The organism is uncultured Algibacter sp. (genome assembly GCF_947495675.1).
GTDB lineage: Bacteria > Bacteroidota > Bacteroidia > Flavobacteriales > Flavobacteriaceae > Algibacter_B.
Genome location: NZ_CANLZX010000020.1, coordinates 14135 through 38103 on the forward strand (window position 1 = coordinate 14135; position 23969 = coordinate 38103).

General features: G+C 30.4%; 23 protein-coding genes. 7 read left to right on the forward strand and 16 right to left on the reverse strand.

The genetic code is table 11. The annotated features are described in order from the left end of the window. Nucleotides 1-3: 3 nt before the first annotated feature. Nucleotides 4-1077 carry a rhodanese-related sulfurtransferase gene (locus Q0842_RS13460; protein ID WP_298499065.1) on the reverse strand — a complete coding sequence of 358 codons (1074 nt, stop codon included), beginning with the start codon at nucleotides 1075-1077 and terminating at the stop codon, nucleotides 4-6. A gap of 418 nt (nucleotides 1078-1495) precedes the next feature. Here Q0842_RS13460 and recA point away from each other — a divergent pair, with 418 nt between their 5' ends. From recA to Q0842_RS13480, 4 genes are all read left to right on the forward strand, one after another. Next, complete coding sequence (gene recA / locus Q0842_RS13465; RefSeq protein WP_298499068.1) at nucleotides 1496-2503, forward strand: recombinase RecA; 1008 nt, start codon at nucleotides 1496-1498, stop codon at nucleotides 2501-2503. A gap of 147 nt (nucleotides 2504-2650) precedes the next feature. Continuing rightward, on the forward strand, nucleotides 2651-3061 hold the full coding sequence (locus Q0842_RS13470; RefSeq protein WP_298499071.1) for a hypothetical protein: 411 nt from the start codon (nucleotides 2651-2653) through the stop codon (nucleotides 3059-3061). A 23-nt stretch (nucleotides 3062-3084) separates the two neighbouring features. Next, nucleotides 3085-3627 (forward strand): RNA polymerase sigma factor, encoded by a 543-nt coding sequence (locus tag Q0842_RS13475; RefSeq protein WP_298499227.1) that lies wholly within the window; start codon nucleotides 3085-3087, stop codon nucleotides 3625-3627. Beyond that, nucleotides 3628-5166 (forward strand): outer membrane beta-barrel protein, encoded by a 1539-nt coding sequence (locus Q0842_RS13480; protein ID WP_298499074.1) that lies wholly within the window; start codon nucleotides 3628-3630, stop codon nucleotides 5164-5166. A gap of 443 nt (nucleotides 5167-5609) precedes the next feature. Here Q0842_RS13480 and Q0842_RS13485 read toward each other — a convergent pair whose 3' ends face one another. The 4 genes from Q0842_RS13485 to Q0842_RS13500 all read right to left on the reverse strand — a co-directional run bounded on the left by Q0842_RS13485 (nucleotide 5610) and on the right by Q0842_RS13500 (nucleotide 9775). Continuing rightward, a complete protein-coding gene (locus Q0842_RS13485; RefSeq protein ID WP_298499077.1) occupies nucleotides 5610-6770 on the reverse strand; it encodes a virulence RhuM family protein in 1161 nt (386 codons plus the stop codon). Continuing rightward, the gene (locus Q0842_RS13490; protein ID WP_298499080.1) at nucleotides 6763-7689 is read right to left on the reverse strand and encodes an IS1595 family transposase; all 927 of its coding nucleotides are present in this window, start codon (nucleotides 7687-7689) and stop codon (nucleotides 6763-6765) included. Before Q0842_RS13490 ends, Q0842_RS13485 begins: the two co-directional genes overlap by 8 nt. Before the next feature lie 283 nt (nucleotides 7690-7972). Further along, on the reverse strand, nucleotides 7973-8752 hold the full coding sequence (locus Q0842_RS13495; RefSeq protein WP_298499083.1) for a hypothetical protein: 780 nt from the start codon (nucleotides 8750-8752) through the stop codon (nucleotides 7973-7975). A gap of 282 nt (nucleotides 8753-9034) precedes the next feature. Further along, nucleotides 9035-9775: a 1-acyl-sn-glycerol-3-phosphate acyltransferase gene (locus Q0842_RS13500; RefSeq protein WP_298499230.1), complete on the reverse strand. Its 741-nt coding sequence runs from the start codon at nucleotides 9773-9775 to the stop codon at nucleotides 9035-9037. Nucleotides 9776-9890: 115 nt separating this feature from the next. Here Q0842_RS13500 and trpS point away from each other — a divergent pair, with 115 nt between their 5' ends. Next, nucleotides 9891-10859 carry a tryptophan--tRNA ligase gene (trpS, locus tag Q0842_RS13505; RefSeq protein WP_298499086.1) on the forward strand — a complete coding sequence of 323 codons (969 nt, stop codon included), beginning with the start codon at nucleotides 9891-9893 and terminating at the stop codon, nucleotides 10857-10859. Here trpS and dprA read toward each other — a convergent pair. Continuing rightward, nucleotides 10856-11959 (reverse strand): DNA-processing protein DprA, encoded by a 1104-nt coding sequence (gene dprA, locus Q0842_RS13510; RefSeq protein ID WP_298499090.1) that lies wholly within the window; start codon nucleotides 11957-11959, stop codon nucleotides 10856-10858. The two genes, trpS and dprA, sit on opposite strands and share 4 nt — an antisense overlap. 104 nt (nucleotides 11960-12063) lie before the next feature. On the opposite strand from dprA, the gene Q0842_RS13515 reads away from it, so the two are divergent. Next, nucleotides 12064-12999 carry an SPOR domain-containing protein gene (locus Q0842_RS13515; protein WP_298499093.1) on the forward strand — a complete coding sequence of 312 codons (936 nt, stop codon included), beginning with the start codon at nucleotides 12064-12066 and terminating at the stop codon, nucleotides 12997-12999. Nucleotides 13000-13001: 2 nt separating this feature from the next. Here Q0842_RS13515 and Q0842_RS13520 read toward each other — a convergent pair whose 3' ends face one another. The 3 genes from Q0842_RS13520 to Q0842_RS13530 all read right to left on the reverse strand — a co-directional run bounded on the left by Q0842_RS13520 (nucleotide 13002) and on the right by Q0842_RS13530 (nucleotide 15396). Continuing rightward, the gene (locus Q0842_RS13520; RefSeq protein ID WP_298499096.1) at nucleotides 13002-13397 is read right to left on the reverse strand and encodes a hypothetical protein; all 396 of its coding nucleotides are present in this window, start codon (nucleotides 13395-13397) and stop codon (nucleotides 13002-13004) included. Between the two features lie 80 nt (nucleotides 13398-13477). After that, nucleotides 13478-14230: a hypothetical protein gene (locus Q0842_RS13525; RefSeq protein ID WP_298499099.1), complete on the reverse strand. Its 753-nt coding sequence runs from the start codon at nucleotides 14228-14230 to the stop codon at nucleotides 13478-13480. Nucleotides 14231-14253: 23 nt separating this feature from the next. Beyond that, a complete protein-coding gene (locus Q0842_RS13530; RefSeq protein WP_298499102.1) occupies nucleotides 14254-15396 on the reverse strand; it encodes a hypothetical protein in 1143 nt (380 codons plus the stop codon). Between the two features lie 458 nt (nucleotides 15397-15854). Between Q0842_RS13530 and Q0842_RS13535 the strand changes: the two genes are divergently transcribed. After that, on the forward strand, nucleotides 15855-16364 hold the full coding sequence (locus Q0842_RS13535; protein ID WP_298499105.1) for an acyl-CoA thioesterase: 510 nt from the start codon (nucleotides 15855-15857) through the stop codon (nucleotides 16362-16364). A 160-nt stretch (nucleotides 16365-16524) separates the two neighbouring features. Here Q0842_RS13535 and Q0842_RS13540 read toward each other — a convergent pair whose 3' ends face one another. The 7 genes from Q0842_RS13540 to atpG all read right to left on the reverse strand — a co-directional run bounded on the left by Q0842_RS13540 (nucleotide 16525) and on the right by atpG (nucleotide 23969). Next, the gene (locus Q0842_RS13540) at nucleotides 16525-17754 is read right to left on the reverse strand and encodes a peptidoglycan DD-metalloendopeptidase family protein (RefSeq protein WP_298499108.1); all 1230 of its coding nucleotides are present in this window, start codon (nucleotides 17752-17754) and stop codon (nucleotides 16525-16527) included. After that, nucleotides 17755-18522: a DUF4292 domain-containing protein gene (locus Q0842_RS13545; protein ID WP_298499112.1), complete on the reverse strand. Its 768-nt coding sequence runs from the start codon at nucleotides 18520-18522 to the stop codon at nucleotides 17755-17757. Further along, the gene (locus Q0842_RS13550; protein WP_298499115.1) at nucleotides 18522-19883 is read right to left on the reverse strand and encodes a tetratricopeptide repeat protein; all 1362 of its coding nucleotides are present in this window, start codon (nucleotides 19881-19883) and stop codon (nucleotides 18522-18524) included. Before Q0842_RS13550 ends, Q0842_RS13545 begins: the two co-directional genes overlap by 1 nt. Before the next feature lie 103 nt (nucleotides 19884-19986). Further along, entirely contained in the window at nucleotides 19987-21006 is a 1020-nt protein-coding gene (locus tag Q0842_RS13555) for a sugar phosphate nucleotidyltransferase (RefSeq protein WP_298499118.1), read from the reverse strand. A gap of 39 nt (nucleotides 21007-21045) precedes the next feature. After that, nucleotides 21046-21480 carry a dUTP diphosphatase gene (gene dut, locus Q0842_RS13560; RefSeq protein ID WP_298499121.1) on the reverse strand — a complete coding sequence of 145 codons (435 nt, stop codon included), beginning with the start codon at nucleotides 21478-21480 and terminating at the stop codon, nucleotides 21046-21048. Nucleotides 21481-21534: 54 nt separating this feature from the next. Next, complete coding sequence (locus Q0842_RS13565; protein ID WP_298499124.1) at nucleotides 21535-22992, reverse strand: MATE family efflux transporter; 1458 nt, start codon at nucleotides 22990-22992, stop codon at nucleotides 21535-21537. 116 nt (nucleotides 22993-23108) lie between these two features. Beyond that, nucleotides 23109-23969 carry an ATP synthase F1 subunit gamma gene (gene atpG, locus Q0842_RS13570; RefSeq protein WP_298499128.1) on the reverse strand — a complete coding sequence of 287 codons (861 nt, stop codon included), beginning with the start codon at nucleotides 23967-23969 and terminating at the stop codon, nucleotides 23109-23111.

The following is a 23969-nucleotide window of genomic DNA, read 5'->3' on the forward strand; positions in this document are numbered from 1 at the left end:
GCTTTATTTTTTATTTACTTTTAAAGTTTCAAATATATTCCTCAAGTCCTTTTTATATGGCAAATGGTCTGCGCGACCTTTTTTAAATATATCATTACTATTTCCTTGTCCTTTTCTAAGTGCTTTTTGCTCTTCAAAAGGTAAAGCATGTATCTCTTTGCAAGTTGTAGAACAACAACTATTCATCTCTTCTTTACATGTATCGCATTGTATAAATAATAAGTGGCAAGCGTCATTTGCACAATTACTATGCGTATCAAAAGGTTCGCCACATTGGTGACATTGTGCTATTACATGGTCACTAATACGTTCTGCACGTCTTTCATCGAAGACAAAATTCTGACCCATAAATTTATTCTCTAAGTCTTGATCTTTAACCTGTCTTGTATATTCAATAATACCGCCTTCCAACTGAAACACATTTTTAAACCCTTTATGCTTAAAATACGCACTAGCTTTTTCGCAACGGATACCGCCAGTACAATACATTACCAAGTTTTTATCTTCTTTATGGTCTTTTAAATCATCTTCAATAATATCTAAAGATTCTCTAAACGTATCAACATCAGGCGTTACTGCATTTTTAAAATGCCCAATTTCACTTTCGTAATGGTTTCGCATATCCACCAAAACAGTTTTTTCATCTTCAATAAGTTCATTGAATTTTAAAGCATCTACATGCACACCCTTATTGGTAACATCAAACGTTTCATCAACCAAACCATCAGCAACAATTTTGTTTCTAACTTTTACTTTCAGTTTTAAAAAAGACATATTGTCTTGTTCAATAGCAATGTTTAAGCGTATGTCTTTAAGAAAATCAATAGTATCCAAATGTGCTTTAAAAGCATTAAAATTATCTGCAGGCAGCGATAACTGACCATTAATACCTTCGTTTGCAACATAAGTACGCCCTAAAACGTCTAGTTTATTCCAAGCAATAAATAATTGATCTCTAAATTCTTGAGGGTTTGTAATTTTAGCGTATTGATAAAAAGATAGGGTTAATCGATCCTTTCCGGCTTTTTCAATTAACTCTGCTCTTTCTTTTGCGCTTAAGGTATTGTACAGTTGCATGCTATACTAATTTTAAGGTTATAAGAAATATTTGAAATGCAAAAATACAATTAATAAACAATTACACAATTTTATAAATATTAGGTACTAATCAAGAATGAAATTAACTATCAAGTACTGTTAAAACACATTTGTGTTAATTAATAAAAAAGCACCTAAATAAAAATTTAGATGCTTTAATTGAGTTTAGAGTTAGTCATATTTCAAAACTCATTTGGCAAATTTGATAGCAAATTTTTTCCTCTTTTTTATTTAGATGCAAATAACACTAAATGGTTGCGTGCTTATGGTCGATTTAATTATTTATACCTGTGAAATAACTATTTTTAACTTCATGAATTTATGTTGAAAACTATTATTGTAACATGAGAAAAGTTATAGTACTTTAGCATACAATTTTTTTAGAAAAACAAAGAAAATGAGCAGCGACAAAGAAAAAGAAGCAAAATTAAAAGCACTAAAACTTACTTTAGACAAACTTGATAAAGCATACGGAAAAGGAACCGTAATGAAAATGAGCGATTCTGCTATTGTAGATGTTGAAGCTATCCCTTCAGGTTCATTAGGATTGGATATTGCTTTAGGCGTTGGTGGTTATCCACGTGGACGTGTAATTGAAATTTATGGACCAGAATCTTCTGGTAAAACTACTTTAACATTACATGCCATTGCAGAAGCTCAAAAAGCTGGTGGAATTGCAGCATTTATTGATGCAGAGCATGCATTTGATCGTTTTTATGCTGAAAAACTAGGTATTGATATTGATAATTTAATTATTTCTCAACCAGATAATGGTGAGCAAGCTTTAGAAATTGCCGATAATTTAATCCGTTCTGGAGCTATCGATATTGTAGTAGTCGATTCTGTTGCAGCCTTAACACCAAAAAGTGAAATTGAAGGTGAAATGGGAGATTCAAAAATGGGACTTCATGCGCGATTAATGTCTCAAGCTTTAAGAAAACTTACAGCCTCAATTAGTAAAACTAATTGTACTGTAATATTCATTAACCAATTACGTGAAAAAATTGGCGTAATGTTTGGTAATCCAGAAACAACAACTGGTGGTAATGCTTTAAAATTCTACGCTTCTGTAAGATTAGATATTAGACGATCTACACAAATAAAAAGTACAGATGGTGCTGTTTTAGGTAATAAAACCCGTGTAAAGGTGGTTAAAAACAAAGTAGCTCCGCCATTTAGACTTGCAGAATTTGATATTATGTATGGCGAAGGTGTATCTAAAGTTGGTGAAATTTTAGACCTAGCTGTAGAGCATGAAATTGTAAAGAAAAGTGGCTCGTGGTTTAGTTATGACGAAACCAAACTTGGTCAAGGTCGAGATGCCGTAAAAGCATTAATTAAAGACAATCCAGAACTCATGGACGAACTTGAAGCTAAGGTTAGAAAAGCTGTAGCAGAACAATAAATTTAAAATCCCGTTAATTCGGGATTTTTTTATTTCCAACCATTACCAAAAAATAAGATTCAAATAAATTCGTTTTATACGCAACCATTCTATTTATTTTGCATCTACATAGTGCAAACATGTATTTAACCCTGAATTTATTTTGCTATGAAAAATTTATTAGTGCTTTGTTTAACACTTTTAATTTGTACGTCTTGTAGTATTGATGACGATGGTACAAATTATAGTTTTGAAATTTTACCTGTTGAAAGTGTAGATATACCAAACGAATTTATGATGGGTGAAGTTTACCCAATAACCGTTTCGTATTATAAACCTTCAACATGTCACGCTTTTAAAGAGTTTTATTATTTTAAAGAAAATAATGAGCGAACCGTTGCACCAATCACCTATGTTTTTGATCAAAATGATTGTGAAACACTTGAAGATGATTTAGTAGAAGCAACTTTTAACTTTAAAGTAACTAGTAATGGCTCTTATATTTTTAAGTTTTGGCAAGGTGAAGATGCTGATGGTGAAACGCAATATTTAACTATTGAAGTGCCCGTTGTTGAGTAAGTATTAACTAATACATGTTTAAATTGAGTTTAAATCAACTCATAGAAAATTGTAAGATTGATGATACTAAAGCACAAGGTGAATTATATAAACTCTTTTCGGGTAAATTATTCGCAATATGCTTAAAGTATTCGCGAAACTATGCCGAAGCTGAAGATAATTTACAAGACGCATTTTTAACAATTTTTAAAAAAATTGAACAGTATAAAAACAAAGGTTCTTTTGAAGGTTGGATAAAACGTATTACAGTAAATACCGTATTACAACGTTACCGAAAAGAAAAGGTTTTTGACATAATAAATGAAAACACCATTGAAGATGTTGAATTGGAAGTTGATGAAGACGAAATCTCTATCGATTACCTTTTAAAAATCATTCAAGAATTACCAGACAGATACAGATTGGTTTTCAATCTATATGTCTTAGATGGTTATTCGCATAAAGAAATAGCTGAGATGCTAGAAATAAATATAGGGACTTCAAAATCTAATCTAGCACGAGCTAGACAAACTTTGAAACAAACTATTGAAGATTATAAAATAATACAACGTTCCCAATCATTATAAATGAACGATAAGAAACATATAGATAGGTTATTTCAGGAAAACTTCAAAGATTTTGAAGCAACTCCTAATGATGCTGTTTGGAAAAATATAGAATCTAAATTAACCGAGAAAAAGAAAAAACGTCGCGTTATTCCTATATGGTGGCGTTATGCTGGTGTTGCGGCTTTGTTATTACTACTTATTACTGTTGGTGGCATCTATTTTAATAATACAGACGAAAATATTACCAACCAGGTTGTTGATACTGAAAATACAAATCCTGAAAACAATAAAGTAGAAGAAATTAGTAATCCTTTAAATGAAGGTGAGGAAACAAATATTATAGCTATTGATAATGATTCACAAGATAGCTCTGATAACACAACTGAAGCTTCAAAAATTCAGTCTGAAATTATTACCAATAAAATAAATCCATCAAAAGAAAGTTCAATTGCAGAAACTTCTTCTTCAAAAAACAAAAACAAAAGTAAAACTGATTTAATTACAACTAATAAATCGAATAACAATAAGAAGATAGTTAGCCCCAAAAATAACAATGTAATTGCTAACAGTTTAGAAGAAAAAAACAGTACTAAAAATTCTCAAAAAGAAGAAAAAAACAATATTGTTATTGCTAATACTACCGAAGAAAAAGACAAAAGCGTTGATATTAAAAAAGAAGCTCAAATAGTAAATAAAGAGGAAGCTAAAAAGCTTATTTTGGAAACCTCAAAAGACAATACCGCAATTGCAAATTCAAACAATAAAAATACTGAAGAAAACAAACAATCTATTGAAGACGCTCTTAATCAAGATGTTATTGAAGATGATAAAAGCAATAACATAAACAATAGGTGGAGTGTTACACCAAATGCAGCTCCAGTTTATTTTAATACTTTAGGAGAAGGCTCATCCATAGACCCACAATTTAGTAGTAACTCTAAATCTGGAGAAGTTAATATGAGTTATGGTATTTCAGCTAGTTATGCTATAAATAAAAAATTAAGTGTACGCTCTGGTATTAACCGTGTTAATTTGGGCTATAACACAAATGATGTTGTAGTTTTTCAATCAGTTGGTTTAAGTTCCAGAAGTAGTGCATTGCAAAATGTTAATTCTGGTTCTAATAGCAGCTCTGATGCTGTATCATTAATTAGTTCAGAAACTTTAAATACTTCTCAAGCTTTTGAATCCTCTAATGCTTCTATTAATCAAGCTTTTGGCTATATTGAAATTCCACTAGAAATTCAATACACACTTTCTGATAAAAAATTTGGTGTTAACCTTATTGGTGGTTTTAGCTCCTTCTTTTTAAATAATAATGAAATTTATTCCGAAGAAGATAATGGAAGAAGAACATTTCTTGGAGAAGCTAATAATATTAATAAAACAAGTTATAGTGCAAACTTTGGCTTAGGTTTAAACTATAAAGTATCTAAAAAATTCGATTTGAATTTAGAGCCTATCTTTAAATATCAATTCAACACATTTAACAATACATCTGGTAATTTTTCACCATATTTTATTGGTGTATATAGCGGATTCTCTATAAAGTTCTAGGTTTTTGGTTAGATCTGGATATGGGTTTTCATTTAAGCTCGAAAACTCATATCAAAAAAAGAAACTGCTCGTCCCCTCGAGCAGTTTTTTTATATATTATAATTAGGGAACTATATATAAGTTTACACCAGAAAATAAAGTTGAATCTCGCACTTAGAAAATGTGCTTTTTTTGAAGGATGTAAGTTGTTCAATTTATATTTAGAAATCCGCTAATTCAGATTCACATAAATATAAGCTCTTGCTGACCTTAGTCAAATTGAGTTCTTACTTTTCAATGAACATTGTTGTATTTACAGGTCAATAGGTTATAAAAATAACCACTCTATTAGTTTGTAAATAGCAACAAATAATAAAATCCATAACAAACCACCTATAAAGTTGGTTTTATATCTATTAGTGAGATTATCATATTAGTCGTTATGTTTTTTATTGTTAGGCATTTTATTTTTTATCGTTTCTCTTTTTAAGGCTTTTTAAACTTAAAGCCGATTCGGGTCTGTCTTTAGGGTTATGATTAAGCCCTTTGATTAAATTTTTATTAAATTCTGACAAAGGTTCTTTTGGCTTTGGTTTAGGCGGTGGTGGCACTTCACCTTTTTTTGTTTTTTCTACCAACTTGTCAAAGTCAGATTTAAACTCAATATCTTGAACTATTCTAAATTTAGAATATTCTCTTTCAGCAAATGTCTTAGCGACTTTAGCACTAACCTTTCCTTTTCCTTGTAAAATATCATAATCATTAAACTTTATAAACGAGTCAAGTTTTTCAACCCAATCTTTCATTGTTAATCCTTGATTTCTTTTTGCTTGTAATTCAGCAAAATCAAGAAGCATATTTACTAATATGTTTAGTTCTGATATTTCGTCATGCTTAAAATAGTTTTTACCAACAGAAACATCTGATTTTAATATTTTACCCCCTTTTTTTTCATTTTTCCAACTTGTTAACCCCATATTTGGCAAGGAAGCATTTGCTCTTAGTTTTATTATTTCTGAGGCGGTATGATGCGTTATAGCGTACTCTAATTTATTTTGAACTGTAGCAAAAAACGCTTGTGATATTGGAGCTTTAGAGTCATAATCAATTGCTAAGGCATATATATCTGTAATTTTTTGGTAAAACCTTCTTTCAGAAGCACGTATTTCCCTAATACGCTCTATTAATTCATCAAAGTAATCTTTATCAAATAATGTCTTACCCTGTTTTAACCTATCATCATCTAGCGCAAAACCTTTTATTAAATATTCCTTTAATATTGAAGACGCCCATATTCTGAATAAAGTTGCTTTAGGGGAGTTTACCCTATACCCAACAGATATTATTGCATCTAGGTTATAAAATTCTATAGACCTTTGGACTTTTCGTGACCCTTCCGTTTGAACTGTCAAGATATCCTTTACAGTTGCGTATTTGTTTAGCTCCCCTTCTTTATATATGTTATTTAAATGCTGACTTATATTTTGTTTAGTAGTCTCGAAAATCTCTGCCATACTTGTTTGAGTAACCCAAACAGTATCATCATCTAAAATAACTTGAATATTAGTATTTCCTTCTTCTGTGGAATAGAAAAGAAAGTTTTTTTGTTCTTCTAAATTACCCATTAATCAATTCTTTATAAGTTATTCTATTCTCAATATTATTCAAAAGTAAATTAAATCTATCACTTTCAGTTGATTTTCTAGTATTGTATCTAAACACAAATTCATCAACATAAAATTGTAAATGTTTTTTAGACGTGAAATGATAAATACCATAAATACCACGCTTTAACAACGCCCAAAAACTCTCTATTGAGTTTGTAGATACACGACCTCTTACATATTCACCTCTACCATGTTTTACAGATTGATGGTCGTAAACACGTTGTAATTTACTGTAAGATGTTAATTCATCCGAGTATATCGTAGCATCAAAAGATATATTATTTACTATTGGAGGTAATAGAGATAATTCAGTTGCATTTTTTACATGCATTGCTCTAACATCACCACCACGTTCAACCATTCCTAAAACGGCTGATTTCTTATGTTTTAGTTTAGTTTCTTCTGATTTGTCTTTTCTGATTGAAGCAGGTCGGTTTTTAGACTTGCCACCTACATAAGTTTCATCAATTTCAACTTCGCCTTGTAACTTCTCACCGTTATCGTCATTTAACCCAAAGCAATTTCTAATACGTTGTAACATAAACCAAGCAGATTTTTGAGTAATACCTAAATCACGTCCTAACTGTAAACTTGAAATACCTTTTTTATGTGAAGTAACCAACCAAATAGCCATAAACCATTTTTGTAATTCCATTTTAGTATTATCAAAAATAGTATTTGTCTTTACATTGAAGTATTTACCTGTGTTTTTACATTTATACTTATTTCCTTTACAGTTATAAACCTTAGAGGTTTCATCAAAAGGACTAACAACATTACCGTTCCAACGTAATAATTCTAAATGCTCAATGCAATCCTGTTCTGTTGGAAAAGCTTGAATTAAGTCTAAAATTGATTTTACTTCTTTATTAAACATTGTATATCTGTTTTGATTAAACAAATATAGTAGTTATTTACACTATAAACAAGCATTAGGTGTAATAAAGTTCTAAAATAAAAAAAGAGCATAATATATGCTCTTTATTCTTTTGATTAAGGTGAAGAATAACACCGTATTTATCCTTGAAATTGTTGTAAAACAACGGTTTCAATACTATCCGTTACTGATATCTAATACTTTCATACTTTATAAATTTAATGCTTTTTAAAATAATATACAAATAACGTGCTAAAAATCGTTTTATTGCAATAATTACCTGTTAAACTTCTTTTAAAGTAACCATAAATCCTTGATTTTTAAACATTAAGGCGTTATAGTTGGCTCTAATTCTGTTTAACCCATTTATTTCATCCTTAGTTACATTCCATTTGCCTAAAACACCTAAATCAATAAATCTAATATCTAGAGATTTAGGGTAATTAATTGTTACTTTGAAACTTTTAAACATCCAAGTAGCTCTATGTATTCTGTATGGATTATGTGATAAACAAATAATTTTCTCTTCTGTTCTTTTGACTCTGTAATCGTTTAATTTTCTTTCACATTTATACGAAAACTTTACACTAACGGATTCTTCGCTAACAACTTTACTTAAAAGATTGTCTCTCTCAAAATCTAATTTAGCATCGTTCATGGAAAACTCTTTTAAATTATAATCAGTAATATCGTCGCTAGAACTCCTCGGAATAAATGCAGAATAAGTATAATCGAAAGTATCTGCTTCCTCTGATGTAATGTCAGCTTCAATCTCTTCTGTAATTTTAAGAAATCCAGGATTTTCTGGTATGGTCTCAATATTTACAACAAGGTCAAATCTTTTATTATAATATTCGCTTTCAATCGGAAGGTAGTACTTCTTTACCGTTTCAAATAGTTTTTTATTAATAGTTGAGTATTTTTGCTTACAAAGAGACTCGGTTACTCTACGCCATATATCTTCAATATCTTTTCTGTTTTCTAAATGTTCATTAGAATAAATCACATTTCTTAATTCGTCTTTAAAAATATTTGTAAATTGGTAAGACTTAGCTATCGCCATGAATACTCCACCAGAAACAACAGCAGTTCCAAGGACTTTGAATAATTCTCGAAAAGCACTGCCATCTTCAAAAAAAATGTCAAAATATGCTATAAACAGAAAAAAACCACCAATAAAAGTAGCTGTAATTAATATATTCTTGTAAACCCCCTCATATAGAGATATAAAAAATTTAATCATATAGTATTTATATTACGTTTTTAGGGGATATAAATATAAATATTTTTTTTTAAAATTACATATCATTGTAAACAGGTTTATAATTCCCTATAATTAAGTCTATTAACTATTAGCAAATTGTTCAAGTTGGTTTAAAATAATTGTTTTAGAATTATCATTTAAACTTCTTGTGTCTTTAGTATTTAAACCTTCAGTTAATAAAAATTTATGAATTTTAACTCGCATTCTTCCTGGGCTTCCGCTAAAAAAAGTATAAGAAAAACGTTTTTTATTATCAGCAAAAGTAATTGGAACAATTGGTATTTGATGGTTTATAGCCAATCTAAAAGCACCATCTTTAAATTCATCTAACATAATATGCTCTTCGGGTACGCCTCCCTCAGGAAAAATACAAATACTTAGTCCAGACTTTAACCTTCGTTGCGCTCTTAAAAAAACAGCCTGTCTGCTTTGTGGCGAGCTTCTATCAACTAAAATACAAGTACGTTTATAAAAGAATCCAAATAATGGGATTTTAGCCAATTCTGCTTTGCCAACAAAAACAAACGGGTTTTTAACCGAAACTAACATTAACATGATATCTGTCATAGATGTATGGTTGGCAATAAACATATAGCTTTTATTTTTTTCAGGTATTTGTTCGCGTTTAATGTTATAAGCAAACCCCATACCTATTAATATAAATTTTGCCCACCATCTAGCTAGTTTAAAAAAAAATGGATACCAAGACTCTTTTAAAATAGAAATTAAAAGTATTGGAAAAAGTATAAGAATTGGTAATGTAACAAGAATATAAAACCAAATGCGGTATAAAAACCAAAATAAATATTTAAATATCTTCATTACCCCCAAAAATACATAATTGTATTGAGCTATTTTATTAAAACGTTTACCTTTGCTCATTAAATACTTAAGACGTTTAATTTAAAAAGATTCCCATTTTCAAGGAAATAAAAAAATGGCAAGAATACTAACAGGCATACAAAGTACAGGAACACCGCATTTAGGAAACATTTTAGGTGCAATTATACCAGCTATAAAAATGGCTGAAGACCCTAAAAATGATTCGTATTTATTTATTGCAAATTTGCATACCTTAACGCAAATTAAAGATGCAAAAACCTTACGAGAAAACACATACTCAACAGCTGCTACTTGGTTAGCCTTTGGTTTAAACATTGAAAAAACAGTATTTTATAGACAGAGTGACATACCCCAAGTTACCGAATTATCTTGGTATTTAAGCTGTTTTTTTCCATACCAACGTTTAACCTTAGCACATAGTTTTAAAGATAAAGCAGATAGGCTTGAAGATGTAAATTCAGGATTATTTACCTACCCAATGCTTATGGCTGCCGATATTTTATTGTATGATGCCGAAATAATACCTGTTGGAAAAGATCAAGAACAACATATTGAAATGACACGCGATGTAGCATCTCGTTTTCATGCTAAAGTTGGCGAAACTTTTGTTTTACCTAAGGCAGAAGTACAAAAAGACACCAAACTTATTCCTGGTACTAATGGCGGAAAAATGAGTAAAAGCCAAAACAATACCATTAATATATTTTTAAACGATAAAAAACTACGCAAGCAAATTATGGGTATTCAAACCGATAGTACAGCGTTAGAGGACCCTAAAGATTGGAGTACTTGTAACTGTTTTGCTATTTATAGTTTGCTAGCCAACGATGTTCAAATTGCCGAAATGAAAGCGAATTATGAAAATGGTAATTATGGGTACGGACATGCAAAACAAGCACTTTTTGAGTTAATTGTTGAAACTTTTAAAGAACCTCGTGAGCGATATAACTATTACATGAACAACTTAAACGAGATTGACAAAGCACTTTCTGTTGGTGCAGAAAAAGCGAAGTTAATTGCTAATGATGTTTTGGCTAGAGTTCGTGAGAAGGTTGGGTATTAAATAACCTCAAACAACTTTCCGGGTAGAGGTCTTATAACTCCTTTTAATTCCATATTTAAAAGTGTCCCAGACACTTTAAAAATAGGCATTTTACAATTTATAGCAATCACATCCAATTGCTGTTTATCGTTATCTTTTAAGTAGTTATATATCACTTTTTCGGTAGCATCCAACTCGACAAATAGTTGTTTTTGTACAGCTGGCTTTTTGGTATCTTCTAACTCCCAATTTAAAATGTAGGGTACATCCAAAGGCGTAGTGAGCATATGTGCTTTTTGATATTTTATTAAATTATTGCACCCAATACTTTGGCTATCTGTTGTTCTTCCTGGAACAGCAAACACATCTCTATTATAAGAATTAGCAATATCTGCGGTAACCAAACTTCCACCCTTTTCTGCAGATTCTATAACAATAGTCGCTTCACTTAAACCAGCTATAACCCTATTTCTTTTTAAAAAATTATTTTTATCAAAAGTATCGGTACTCCAAAAATCAGATAAAAAACCACCATTTTTCTCCATGTCAACCATATACTTTTTATGCACTTTAGGGTATATTTGATTGAGACCATGAGCTAAACAAGCCACAGTTTGCATTTTATGTTTCATTGCCGCTTTGTGCGCAGTAATATCAGTACCATAAGCAAAGCCTGATACAATTATGGGGTTATAAGGTGCTAACTGTTCAACTAAATTTTCGCAAAAAGCAATACCATTGGTTGTAATCTTTCTAGCTCCAACAATACTTATAATATGCTGCTTTTTTAAATCAATTTTGCCAGTTTGAAATAATAAAATGGGACCATCTATACAATGTTTTAGTTTTTCTGGGTAATTATCATTCTGGAAATAAAATACATTAATATTATTTTCTCTTATAAACAAAATCTCTTTTTCGGCCTCTTTTAAATGATGAGGTTTAAACAAATCACTAATTGTAACACTACCAATACCATCAATTTTAAGGAGGTTTTGTTTCTTTTCTTTTAATACTTCTTCTGCAGAACCACAATGCGAAATAAGTCGTTTTGCTGTAATATCTCCAATATTTGGTACATGTTGTAAAGCTAACGTATAAAGCAAATCATTTTCTGTCATTGTATCTTATTGATTTTGAAACTGCAATAAAAGAATTTTTACATTGTTAATAAATAGTTATGCCTAAATTTTATTGGAAAGCACATTTTTTTAACTTTGTTTTCATGCAATTAGAAACTTACATTAGCGACTTACTATATAGATATGAGTGTGTTACCATTCCTGATTTTGGTGCTTTTTTAACTAAACGCGTATCTGCAACAATTAATAATGAATCAAATACGTTTCATGCGCCAAAAAAAGTAGTGTCTTTTAATGAGCAAATTCAACAAAATGATGGTTTACTTGCCCATTACATTGCCGATGTAGAAAAAATTCCTTTTGAAGTTGCAAATAGTAAAATTGCAAAACGTGTAAAGCTTTTAAAATCTTATTTAATACAAGGCGAAACACTTACTTTTAAAAATATTGGTGAAATTGTTTTCAATAAAGAAGGTAAAATTTTATTTGAACCTACCTATCACCTCAATTATTTAACCGATTCTTTTGGTTTATCTCAATTTGTAACACCAACTGTAACTCGCGAGGTTTACAAAGAAGAAGCAGAAGCAATTGAAAAAATTATTCCAATTGCTGTAACACCTGAAAAACGAAAATCTAAGCCGTATTTAAAATATGCTGCTGTTGCTTTAATAGCATTAACATTAGGTGGTTTTGGTGCTTCTAATTATTATGTTAACCAGATTGAAGAACATAATCAATTAGCTCAAAGAAAAGCTACTCAAGAGTTAGATATTAAAATTCAAGAAGCTACTTTTAATTTAAATCCCATACCTGCAATTACTTTAAATGTAACTAAGCAAACAGGAAATTACCACATAGTTGCAGGAGCCTTTAGAGTTGAAGAAAACTGCGACAAAAAAGTTAAACAACTAAAACAAGATGGTTTTAGTGCAAGAAAAATTGGTGCTAATAGATATGGTTTACACCAAGTTGTTTATTCTAGCTACGAAGGGAGACTTGACGCCTTAAAAGCTCTAAGGAATATTAAAAGAACACATAATCGTGACGCTTGGTTGTTAGTGCAGAAACTAGACTAGTTTTAAAATTTAACACCAACATTAAATTTTAATGGATTAGTATCTATCCTAAAATTTTTAAAAGCCTTATCCTCAATATTTAAAATAGAATATTGTAAAGAAAACTGCCCAGAAACTAAATCTGAGAACTTATATTCTGAACCCAAATAAATAGAAGCATCTAAGTTTTTAAAAGCAGAATACTTAGTTGACAACACATTATTATAATTGGTTATTGTACTTAATTGAGCTCCAAATAAAAGATTCCATTTTTCTGAAATATTATATCTTAACAAAAAAGGAAACTCCAATCTATTAAATTCATTATGTTTAGTAAAAAGCAAGCCATTTTGCAAACAAAGATTATTTAAAACGGGCGTATTAAAAAGATAGCCTTTAACAAATAAGTTTTTTTGCATTACGACCTTTTCTACTAATTTCTCTTGAGAGTATAAAGTATTAAAGTGTAGCAAAAAAATTATGAGTGTTATTACAATTTTCATTTATTAAAATATTTCTTAGGGTAAATACTTAAAGAAAAGCCTAAAAAATCTCCCGATTGATCAAATATTCCTTGAAAATCTGGCGATAATTCCAAATTTTTAAATTCATAATAACCTTCTCTGAAGGATGTGTGGCTTTTTTTATAAACTACACTTGCTTTTAACATAAATTTTTCTCTTTTAAAGTAAACACTTGCTTGTAAATGGTTACTTAAATAAAAAAGCTGATAATCATCTATTTCAAAAGCCTCAAACAAGGTAACATCATTTATAGTTAAACTGCTGGAGCCAGAAATATCATAATGCCAGTAATAGGTTAAACCAACACCTGCACCAATGCCAAAACTAAAACTTCCAGTTTCATAAAATATGTATTCAGCTGTTAATGGTAAATAACCGGTTTTATCATGTTCTGTATTGGATAAATCTACATAATTAAAAGAAGTTATGTTTTCCGCTTCCAAAATCGTAATACTTTCCATGTCCCCAAACCATTGTAATTGTAATTCTGCATTAAAATTCCAATTATTGTATTGGTAAAAGTTATATACAATACCTAAAGCAAACAATTTACTCTTGAAAATTTCATAATTAACATTTGGATTGTTATTGGGAGATATATTAGCAGAATCAAATATATTATATTGAGTAACAGCACCCCACTTATGATGCTTATTAAAAAGCCTATTACTATTTTGCGCCTTTACAGATGGATTAATCAAGAAAGTAGTTATGAACAAAATGCTCATAACTACTAATTTTATTTGTGTTTTTACCATTCTAAGGTTACTTCTTTTACTATATTGTTGTATAAATAAACTCCCTTAATACCTTCATTTTCTACCTTATGACTATCAAATGATTTGTTCCTCCAATTATATTTTTGTTTCCTTTTTCTTTTTTTTCCTTTTAACTTGTTAATATAAGTTGGAGAACTACTACAATTATCATCAAATACATTTCCTTCGATACCTACTCCAATATTAGTACGCCATTTACCCCAGCCAGTAAGTCTTCGCTTTTTATAAGATGTTATTTTTACTTTTCCATTCCATATTAAACTCGGTCTACGAACCTTTATAAGTGTTCTACAAAATTTCCTAGAACCGCCGCCAATTTCGTCTCTTACTTCCCTACCATACTTACATTCGGTTACAGGTGGGTTATTTATTACCGTAACATTATCGTTATTAACAACTGAGGAATCACCATTATTGAAATCAATCAATGCATCATAATCTGAATCATCTATAACTAAATAAGTATCTTCATAAGGTATTGTAAAAGCAGTTTTTGTACCACTAGATTTACCAAGCTCTTGATTTACAAGATTAAATTCTTCTTTAGTTAATTTTTTTACAATTTTTGTTCCTATTTGTATTTCTGCTAAGGAATTCATTACTGCAAGCTCGCTTTCATCAAAATCATAAAGTGGGTTAAAACCAGGATCAGTTGTTGGGTCCAAAACATCATTACTTAACCAAGTTTCCTCCTCTTGAAGATATTTTTTCCTTAAAGATTGTAAACCAAATTGATTTTCAAAATCAGTTAAAGGTTTTTCACTATCAAAACCAAGTTCTTCTTCTTTTGCATTCAAATCTTCATCATTTAAGTGATCCCATTCTGCTAAAAAGGCATCATCCCAATTTTCTACTTCAACTTCTAAGTCTTCAATATAATTCTTGTAACTCGTTTCGTTACTGAACACCGCTATACTTGTTCCTGTAAACCCTTGACCTTTTGCAGAATTTTTAGAACTTGTACTTCTACCATAATTAATAACTTTAATAGGGTCGTTATTCTCAATTTGTACGTCCTCTTTAACGTCAATGCTATCCTTATTACATCCTGTAAAAATAAGTGTACAACAGCACACTATAGCAAATAATAAACTTATATTATTGTTAAATTTCATTTTTATACTTTTTAAAATTGTTACTTTAGGTTTTTTATTGAAAATCTTTTATTTGTCTGTAGAGGCATTTTCTAACCAAAATTTATTTATACTCCTCTAATAGTGTGACTTTTGTTCTATTTCATAGGCATTTGTTTTAAAGTTAATACTCGGAATATTTATATTTATTAACATGCTATTAGAGGTTTATGCCAAAACGCAAAATATTTTATCTTTATGTTTTTAAGACATTAACCGCATGTATTCTCTCTCAAATATGAAAAAAAAAAAAAATGGTTTATACAACCTTTTCTGTCATAATAAGCGATTTTTCTGTAAATTTTACAATTTCTGCTATGGGTTTCCCGTAAAATGAAAGATTTTGGTTATAAAATTTATACAATAACCCCACGCTTTATAAAAAAACGTAATCATTAAACCCTAAATTCGTTTTACCTTTGCCACATCAAAATTTTAAGATGAAAGCAAAAACACCCGAGCAATCTAAAACAACACTTACAGATATGGTTTTACCTGGTGAAACCAATCCTTTAAACAACTTATTTGGAGGTGAATTATTAGCGCGCATGGATCGTGCTGCAAGTATAGCTGCCAGACGCCATTCCAGACGTATTGTGGTAACCGCGTCAGTAAATCACGTAGCTTTTAATAGAGCCGTCCCATTAGGAAGTGTTGTAACTGTTGAAGCTAAAGTGTCTCGCGCCTTCAACACATCTATGGAAATTTATATAGATGTTTGGATGGAAGACCGCGAATCTGGCGCCAAAACAAAAGCAAACGAAGCTATTTATACCTTTGTAGCAGTAGACGAAACTGGGCGCCCCGTAAAGGTACCTGAAGTAATTCCTGAAACAGATCTTGAAATTGCACGTTTCGAAGCCGCATTGCGTAGAAAACAATTAAGCCTTTTACTAGCAGGAAAAATAAAACCAAACGATGCTACCGAGTTAAAAGCGTTGTTCGATTAATATCTTATTTAGGGCGTTACCACAAGGGTCGGGCTTTTACTACTCGCTCCCTCCTAAAAAGTCGGGGAGCTCAAACAGGCCGTTCAATCCCTAACGCGGGTGCAGAACTTGAAATACCGTTTTAGTTTTAATATAAGAGATTCCAGCTTTAGCAGAAATTTTACATTTTATAAATCCAACTCGCTGGGTTTTCTGTAGATGTCCCTTTAGATAAGGTAAAACTTAAAATCGTTTCACCGTTTGATGGATTTGTGAAAACCTCACCAATAACCTGTTTCGTTTTAACTTTATCACCCTTTTTTACATACACCTGAGAAAGGTTTCTGTAAAGCGTTAAATAATTACCATGGCGAATCATAACAATAGGATTCACGTTTTTCATTTTTAAAATCTCACTCACTTCTCCATCAAAAACCGCTCTAGCTTTTGCGCCTTTTTCAGTAGCAATACGCACACCATTACTTTTAATGGTTAAAGATCTATCAATTGGGTGCGGTTGAGTACCATAACCTAAACGAACAAAACCCTTCTCTACAGGCCAAGGTAACTTCCCTTTGTTTGATATAAAGTTTGATGCTAATACTTTTTCTTCAGCAGTTAAAGCAAATGATTTAGAACTTGTTTTATTACCTGCTTTTTTATTAGATTTTGCAATTGCAGCCTTAATAATACGATCTATTTCTCTATCAATTTTATCTGCTTCGCGTTGCTTTTGTTTTATTTGTGAAGCGTATTTAGACAAGTTCTTTTTAATTGAAGCCATGAGTGTTTCATGCTGTTTACGCTCTGTTTCTAAAGATTTTTGAACCACTCTGTTTTCTGCAATCAATTTCTTTTTATCTTCTTGCTGTTTTAATAAGTTGGCATTTATTTTTTGTAGCTCTACTGTTTTAGCCTTTATAATCTCACCTTGTTGCTTTTGGTGGTCTGAATATTGTTTGATATACTGCAAGCGTTTATAAGCTTGCTTAAAATTGTTTGAAGACAACAAAAACATGATTCTACTCTGTTGGTTTTTGCTTTTATAAGACTTTACCACCATAGCAGCATAATCTTCTTTTAACTGCTTTAATTCGGTTCTTAAATTCGTTATTTTGTTTTGGTTCGATCTTATTTCGCGAGTTAATAAATTAGCTTGTTGATTTGTTACTTTAATTAAGTTAGATAATACACTAATTTTATAATTAAAGTCTTCAATTAATGAGAGTTCAGATTTTGCTTTTGATTTGTTTTCGTCTCTTAATTCATTAATTTTTTGAATTTCTCTTCGCAGTTCTTGCCTACGGGATTCTAATTGTTTTTGTTTATCGCTTTGCGAAAAAGACAAACTACTGCACAACAGAAACCCTAGAATGAATATAAGTTTATATGTATAGGTATACATTGTCATTTAAAGTTCTATTTCTTTAAAACCAGATGGTATTTTAAAAGGAAAACGTAAATCTTCATTTAAAGAAACATTCTTCATTTCTAATTCAACAACCATTTCTTCTTGCGCCTCTACAGCAATTACTTTTATACGTTCTGGTATAATTTGTTTTTCAACATCCTGATATGTTAAATAATCAATTTGTAAATGTCTAAATTCTTTAGGTTGCGAAATTTGTTGCGATTTTACCTTAAAATTTGATGGGTCTAATAAGAAGAATATTTCAAATAAATCGCGTTGATTTTTTGGTTGCACTATATAAGAACCATCTCCAACCGATGTTTTATATTCACTTGAATTTATATTGTAAATAGTTTCTCCTAATAATAAATTTTGAACTTTATTAAAGTCTAATTCTGTTCCTAATAAATCACTTAAATACTTATAATCACCATCAAAATAAGTTTTATCTAACTTGTTATAAAAACTAACTTTTTCTGGCGTAACTAAAGCTCTAATTACAGAAAATGTAGCGTTTATCCAGAGCACCTCATCTTTCTTAGATCTAAAATTAACAGAATGTGATTGTGTTTTTCCTTTTTTGGTATAAGTGATTTTAAGTCTAGATTGTAATGTTTTAAAATCTGCAGCTTGTTTTGCATTTTCTTTTATTAATTGTCTTGTAGACAAATTATAGTCTGCTTCATTACTGCTAATTGTTTTTGCCGATTTGCAATTAAACAAGAATGTAACAATTAAAACGAAAATAATTTTTGAAGAAGTATGCATTAATTTTTGGGGTGTATTTGTTTTGCCTTTTCACTAAACGTTTTTGCTTTAATAGTATTGTTTAGTAGAGTATAAGCTTTACTTATTTGATTGTAAAAATCGGCTTCCATTTTTGTATCATCTATAATATAATCCAAACCTGTTTCAAGAGAACTAATAGCTTCTTTTGGTTCTTTTAATTGATTTAAAGCTACCCCATTTATTAAATATAATACGGGTTGAGATGGGTATATTTCAAGTGCTTCTGTACTCTTTTCTTTTGCCAAATTATATTTTTCTAAATCTATGTACAGCAACATAACATTGCGTAAAAAACGGAAGTTATTGGGTTCAAGTTTTAAAGCTTCTTCAAAATACTCTAAAGCCTTTACTTTATTATTTTTTGTCAAATAATATTGTCCTAATTCTTCAAAAGACTTACTGTTATCTGCATTACCAACTAAAGCTGTTGCTTCAACTAAATCTGTTTCATACTGTGGATTGTCTTTTACAAACTCTACAAAATCAGAAAGTACTTTTAATTTGGCTTCAGGCTTTATTTCTGTACTTTTAACAACTATTTTCATTGATTCAATAGCTTTTTCTGCAGCAGCATCGTCTAAATAAAATTTATATAAAGCTAAGTGTACTAATTGTGAATTCGGATTAATTCTTAGAAGCTCTTTAGCTGTTTTAAAGGCTTTTTCTTTGTCATTATTTTCGCTATAACGAAAAATAAGTGCCAGATAATTTGATTCCTTTTCTGGGTTATTTTCAACACGTGTTTCTAAATTTTCTATTTGGTCTTTTTTACGACCAGTAGCTTCGTAAATTCTATTTCGCTTAACATCTCTACTAACTGAAATTCCAAATTGAGTATCTAAATCGTCTAAAATCTCTAAGGCTTGGTCATATTTTTTCATTTTCATATAAAGTGAAGCCAAATCTTCTTTATAATCTGGATGAAATTTAACAAGTTGCTTTACCGTTTTTAGGGCTTTGTCGTTTTCATTTTGTGATATATAATACCCGTAGAGTTCATCTAAAAACCATTCATTATCTGGGTCTTTATCTACTGCTTTTTTAAATGCTTCTTCTGCAGCTCCAAAATTTTTAAGTTTATTAAAGCTTTTGCCTAATTCAAAATATAAAACAGGAATAGAATTATCAATCTCTATAGCTTTTTGTAAAGCTTCAGCAGCTCTATCATAATTTTCAATTCCTTTTTGTTTTAATGCTTCGTAAAACAACTCTTGGAATTTATCTTCATTATCACCTAAATCATCATCTGGTGTTTTATTAAAATCTACTTGTGCATAGTGTAAATGCGGAAACAAAAGAGTTCCGAATAGAAAAAATAATATGTAGATGTTTTTTTTCATTGATTATTTTAATATTCCTCTGTATTAGTTATGCAAATTAGATTCAAATAGTGTTCCAAATTTAATGAGATTTTGATACACGTTTGGAAAAACAAATTGAAGCTTATTCCAATACTGAATAATCACCTATACTTATACTAGTAAAATCTCCGTTATACTTAACGTTATTACCAATCATGGCATTGTTTAATGTGGCATTTTTTATTTCAGAATTTGTTTGAATTAAACTATTCTCTATGGTTGAATTTTCTATTACTGTATTATTTCCAACTGAAACAAAAGGGCCAATAGTTGTATTTTTCAATACCACATTTTCACCTATAAAGCAAGGTTCTATAATATTTGAGTTATCTAGTTTTGCTGAATTAGCTATTAATTGCTCTTCGCCATCTGCTTTTAAAAACCCTAACATTCGCTGATTTGTTTCAATGGTAATGGCTTTATTACCACAATCCATCCATTCATCAACGGTTCCTGTTTTAAAAACTTTACCTTCTGCCATCATGCGTTTAATACCATCGTTAATTTGGTATTCGCCACCATTCATAATATTTTCATCTAAGATTTCTTGTAGTTTTTCTTTTAAAACCGCAACATCTTTAAAGTAATAAATTCCTATAACCGCTTGATCTGAAACAAACGTTTCTGGTTTTTCAACTAGCTCTACTATCTCTTCATTAGCATTTAATTTAACCACACCATAAGCTTCTGGATTATCCACTTGTTTTGTCCAAATAACGCTATCTGCGGTTGAATCTAAATCAAATTCTGCTCTAATTAACGTATCAGCATAAGCAATTACTGCTGGCCCAGATAAAGATGGTTTAGCACACATAATAGCATGACCCGTTCCAAGCGGCTTGTCTTGTCTGTAAATAGATGCTTTGGCACCTAAATCGGTAGCTAATTTTTTTAAACTAGAAACCACCTCATCACCAAACCATGCTGGATCGCCTAAAACAAAAGCAATTTCTTCAATAGGTTGTTTTAAAACTTTGGCAATATCTTTTACAAGTCTGTGCACAATAGGTTGTCCTGCAACTGGAATTAATGGTTTTGGTACGGTTAAACTATGTGGGCGTAATCTAGAACCTCGACCAGCCATTGGTACTATTATTTTCATTTTTAATTTCTTTGTTTGTTAATAGCTGTATTTATATTTTTATTTCGTTCCTGTACTTCCGAATCCTCCAGAACCACGATCGGTTTCTGATAGTATATCGACCTGTTCCCATTCGGCACGTTCGTGTTTAGCAATCACCAATTGTGCTATTCGCTCTCCGTTTTGAATGGTAAAATCTTCATTCGAAAGATTTACTAAAATAACACCTATCTCACCTCTATAATCGGCATCAATAGTTCCAGGCGCATTAAGTACTGTAATGCCTTTTTTGGCAGCCAAACCACTTCTTGGGCGCACTTGAGCTTCTATGCCCACAGGGAGCTCTAAAAACAATCCTGTGCTTACTATTGTACGCTCTAAAGGTTTTAAAATTATGGATTCTGTTAAGCTTGCTCGTAAATCCATACCTGCCGAAGCAATAGTTTCGTAATGAGGTAATTCGTGGTTGGATTTGTTTATTATTTTTATGTTCATTTCATTAAATTATTAATCATGAGATGTTTTTACTATGCATAGCGAAAAAATATGCTATTTTTTTAATAACTCTTTTAATTCACGTTTTTCTAGAATAAATACAATTCCCAAAAATACTAAAACTAAACCTGTTGAAATATAATAGTTTGCTCTAAAAGCATCAATAAACGATATAAAACTTAATACCGATGCTAATAATAAATAAAGAATAACGCTTTTTACATTGTATGGTACTTTATAATATTTCTTTCCTACTAAATAAGAAATAAGCATCATACTTCCATAGGCCGCTAAAGTGGCCCAAGCTGATGCCATAAAGCCAATTATGGGTATCATTACAACATTAAAAACTATAGTTATAACTGCTCCAAAAATAGAAATATACATACCATAAATTGTTCTGTCTGTAAGCTTATACCAAATAGATAGGTTATTATATATACCTAGGCATAAATTAGCTAAAAGTATGATTGGAACAATTTTTAAAGCTTCGAAATACTCATTCTTACCTAATAATAATTTGGCAAATACGTCTATATAACAAACCACAACTAGCATAAATATTGCTCCTAGAATAGTAAACCATTTTAGAATGGTAGCATAATTTTGTTTTGCGTTTTTTTCTTTTGCATGATTAAAGAAAAAAGGTTCTGCCCCAAGCCTAAAAGCCATAATATAAAGCGTCATAAAAACACCCAATTTATAGCATGCAGCATAAATACCCATTTCTTTATTACCAATAAAATCGCCAAGAAATAATTTATCTATATTTTCATTTGTAACATAGGCTAAACTTCCTACCATAATAGGTAATCCATATGTAAGTAGTCTTTTTAAAACGTTCTTATTAATACTCCACTTTATTTTTAATATGATAGGTAGAAGAAAAAGCAAAGTGGCAAAACTAGCAATTACATTCGCTAAAAAAATATAAATAACCTGAGGTTGACCATTATTATAAAACCTAAATGATTCTGGTAAAATAGAATCGGACAAATAACTATTAGGAATAACCCATAAAAACAATATATTGAGAACCGCGAAAACTAGGATGTTTAAAACCTTTATTGCTGTGAATTTAATGGGCCTATTAGTGACACGTAAATAAGCAAAAGGAATGACTACAATAGTGTCTAAAAACACAGTCCAGATTAATATTTTAACATGAAGAATATTTTCAAACCCAAATATCGAAGTTATATTTTGAGCATTGAGTAATGCAATAGCTAAAAAAAGTGTTGTTGTAATTAATAAGGAAATGAATGATGTTGATATAACCTTACCCTTCTCCTTTTCTTTACTAAAAAATCTAAAAAAGGCTGTTTCTAAGCCATAAGTAAGCAACGCATTAAGATAAGCCGCATATACATAATAATCTGTATTTACAGCATAGCGTTCTGCCCCAAATACACTTGTATGTAACTTTACCAGACCAATATTAATTGCTCTAGGCAAAATAGCGGCAATACCATATATAATGGTGTCTTTAAAGAACTTCTTTAGTGTGCTCAAAAACTATTTGTTTATTACGATAAAAATAGGGTTTTTAAAACAAAAAAACCTAACTGGTTAAAGTTAGGTTTTTATTAATTTATGTAAGATACTGAAACAAACTCAGCATAATAATATTAATTATTTAAAGCTTCCGCACCACCAACAATCTCTAAGATTTCATTGGTAATAGCTGCCTGACGTGCTTTGTTATAAGTTAATTTTAATTGATCTCTTAATTCTGTTGCGTTATCAGTTGCTTTATGCATTGCTGTCATACGTGCACCATGCTCTGAAGCAAAACTATCTCTAATTCCTTTATATAACTGTGTTTTTAAAGACTTAGGGATTAATTCTTCTACTATTTCTAGTTTTGAAGGCTCAAAGATGTAATCTAAATTAACATTAGCACTACCCTCAACAGGAACAATTGGTAAAAATTGCTCAGTCATAACAATTTGAGTCGCTGCGTTTTTAAATTTATTATAAACAATTTCGATTTTATCAAACTCGCCTGTAATAAATTTTTCCATTAATAACTCAGCAATTTCAGCAACATTATCAAATGTTAAATCATCATATACTTCACTCTTATTGGCAATGACATTATTTGTCTTTTTAAAAGCATCATTTGCTTTTTTTCCAATTGCTAAATAAGAAACCTCTTGATTAGCATAAGTTTCAGATTTTAATCTGTTAACTTCTTTAATGATGTTTGAATTAAAAGCACCTGCTAAACCTCTATTAGAGGTTATTGGTACTATAAGTACTTTTTTCAATTCACGTTGTTCAGAATATGCACTTCCTGAGTCTGCATCTAAAGTTGCACTTAAACTTTGTAAAAGTTCAGTTAACTTATCAGCATAAGGACGCATTGCTGTAATAGCATCTTGCGCTTTCTTTAACTTAGCAGCCGATACCATTTTCATGGCACTCGTAATCTGCATCGTTGAAGATACTGATGATATTCTGTTACGTATTTCTTTTAAATTTGCCAT

What these genes read in the sequence shown, in the direction of transcription:
- Q0842_RS13530 (WP_298499102.1), bottom strand. Translation starts at nt 15,396, where the DNA reads ATGAAATTTAACAATAATATAAGTTTATTATTTGCTATAGTGTGCTGT.
- Q0842_RS13470 (WP_298499071.1), top strand. Translation starts at nt 2,651, where the DNA reads ATGAAAAATTTATTAGTGCTTTGTTTAACACTTTTAATTTGTACGTCT.
- Q0842_RS13490 (WP_298499080.1), bottom strand. Translation starts at nt 7,689, where the DNA reads ATGTTTAATAAAGAAGTAAAATCAATTTTAGACTTAATTCAAGCTTTT.
- atpG (WP_298499128.1), bottom strand. Translation starts at nt 23,969, where the DNA reads ATGGCAAATTTAAAAGAAATACGTAACAGAATATCATCAGTATCTTCA.
- Q0842_RS13515 (WP_298499093.1), top strand. Translation starts at nt 12,064, where the DNA reads ATGCAATTAGAAACTTACATTAGCGACTTACTATATAGATATGAGTGT.
- Q0842_RS13535 (WP_298499105.1), top strand. Translation starts at nt 15,855, where the DNA reads ATGAAAGCAAAAACACCCGAGCAATCTAAAACAACACTTACAGATATG.
- Q0842_RS13500 (WP_298499230.1), bottom strand. Translation starts at nt 9,775, where the DNA reads ATGAAGATATTTAAATATTTATTTTGGTTTTTATACCGCATTTGGTTT.
- Q0842_RS13480 (WP_298499074.1), top strand. Translation starts at nt 3,628, where the DNA reads ATGAACGATAAGAAACATATAGATAGGTTATTTCAGGAAAACTTCAAA.
- Q0842_RS13520 (WP_298499096.1), bottom strand. Translation starts at nt 13,397, where the DNA reads ATGCAAAAAAACTTATTTGTTAAAGGCTATCTTTTTAATACGCCCGTT.
- recA (WP_298499068.1), top strand. Translation starts at nt 1,496, where the DNA reads ATGAGCAGCGACAAAGAAAAAGAAGCAAAATTAAAAGCACTAAAACTT.
- Q0842_RS13550 (WP_298499115.1), bottom strand. Translation starts at nt 19,883, where the DNA reads ATGAAAAAAAACATCTACATATTATTTTTTCTATTCGGAACTCTTTTG.
- Q0842_RS13525 (WP_298499099.1), bottom strand. Translation starts at nt 14,230, where the DNA reads ATGAGCATTTTGTTCATAACTACTTTCTTGATTAATCCATCTGTAAAG.
- Q0842_RS13485 (WP_298499077.1), bottom strand. Translation starts at nt 6,770, where the DNA reads ATGGGTAATTTAGAAGAACAAAAAAACTTTCTTTTCTATTCCACAGAA.
- Q0842_RS13540 (WP_298499108.1), bottom strand. Translation starts at nt 17,754, where the DNA reads ATGACAATGTATACCTATACATATAAACTTATATTCATTCTAGGGTTT.
- Q0842_RS13555 (WP_298499118.1), bottom strand. Translation starts at nt 21,006, where the DNA reads ATGAAAATAATAGTACCAATGGCTGGTCGAGGTTCTAGATTACGCCCA.
- Q0842_RS13545 (WP_298499112.1), bottom strand. Translation starts at nt 18,522, where the DNA reads ATGCATACTTCTTCAAAAATTATTTTCGTTTTAATTGTTACATTCTTG.
- Q0842_RS13495 (WP_298499083.1), bottom strand. Translation starts at nt 8,752, where the DNA reads ATGGCGATAGCTAAGTCTTACCAATTTACAAATATTTTTAAAGACGAA.
- dut (WP_298499121.1), bottom strand. Translation starts at nt 21,480, where the DNA reads ATGAACATAAAAATAATAAACAAATCCAACCACGAATTACCTCATTAC.
- Q0842_RS13460 (WP_298499065.1), bottom strand. Translation starts at nt 1,077, where the DNA reads ATGCAACTGTACAATACCTTAAGCGCAAAAGAAAGAGCAGAGTTAATT.
- dprA (WP_298499090.1), bottom strand. Translation starts at nt 11,959, where the DNA reads ATGACAGAAAATGATTTGCTTTATACGTTAGCTTTACAACATGTACCA.
- trpS (WP_298499086.1), top strand. Translation starts at nt 9,891, where the DNA reads ATGGCAAGAATACTAACAGGCATACAAAGTACAGGAACACCGCATTTA.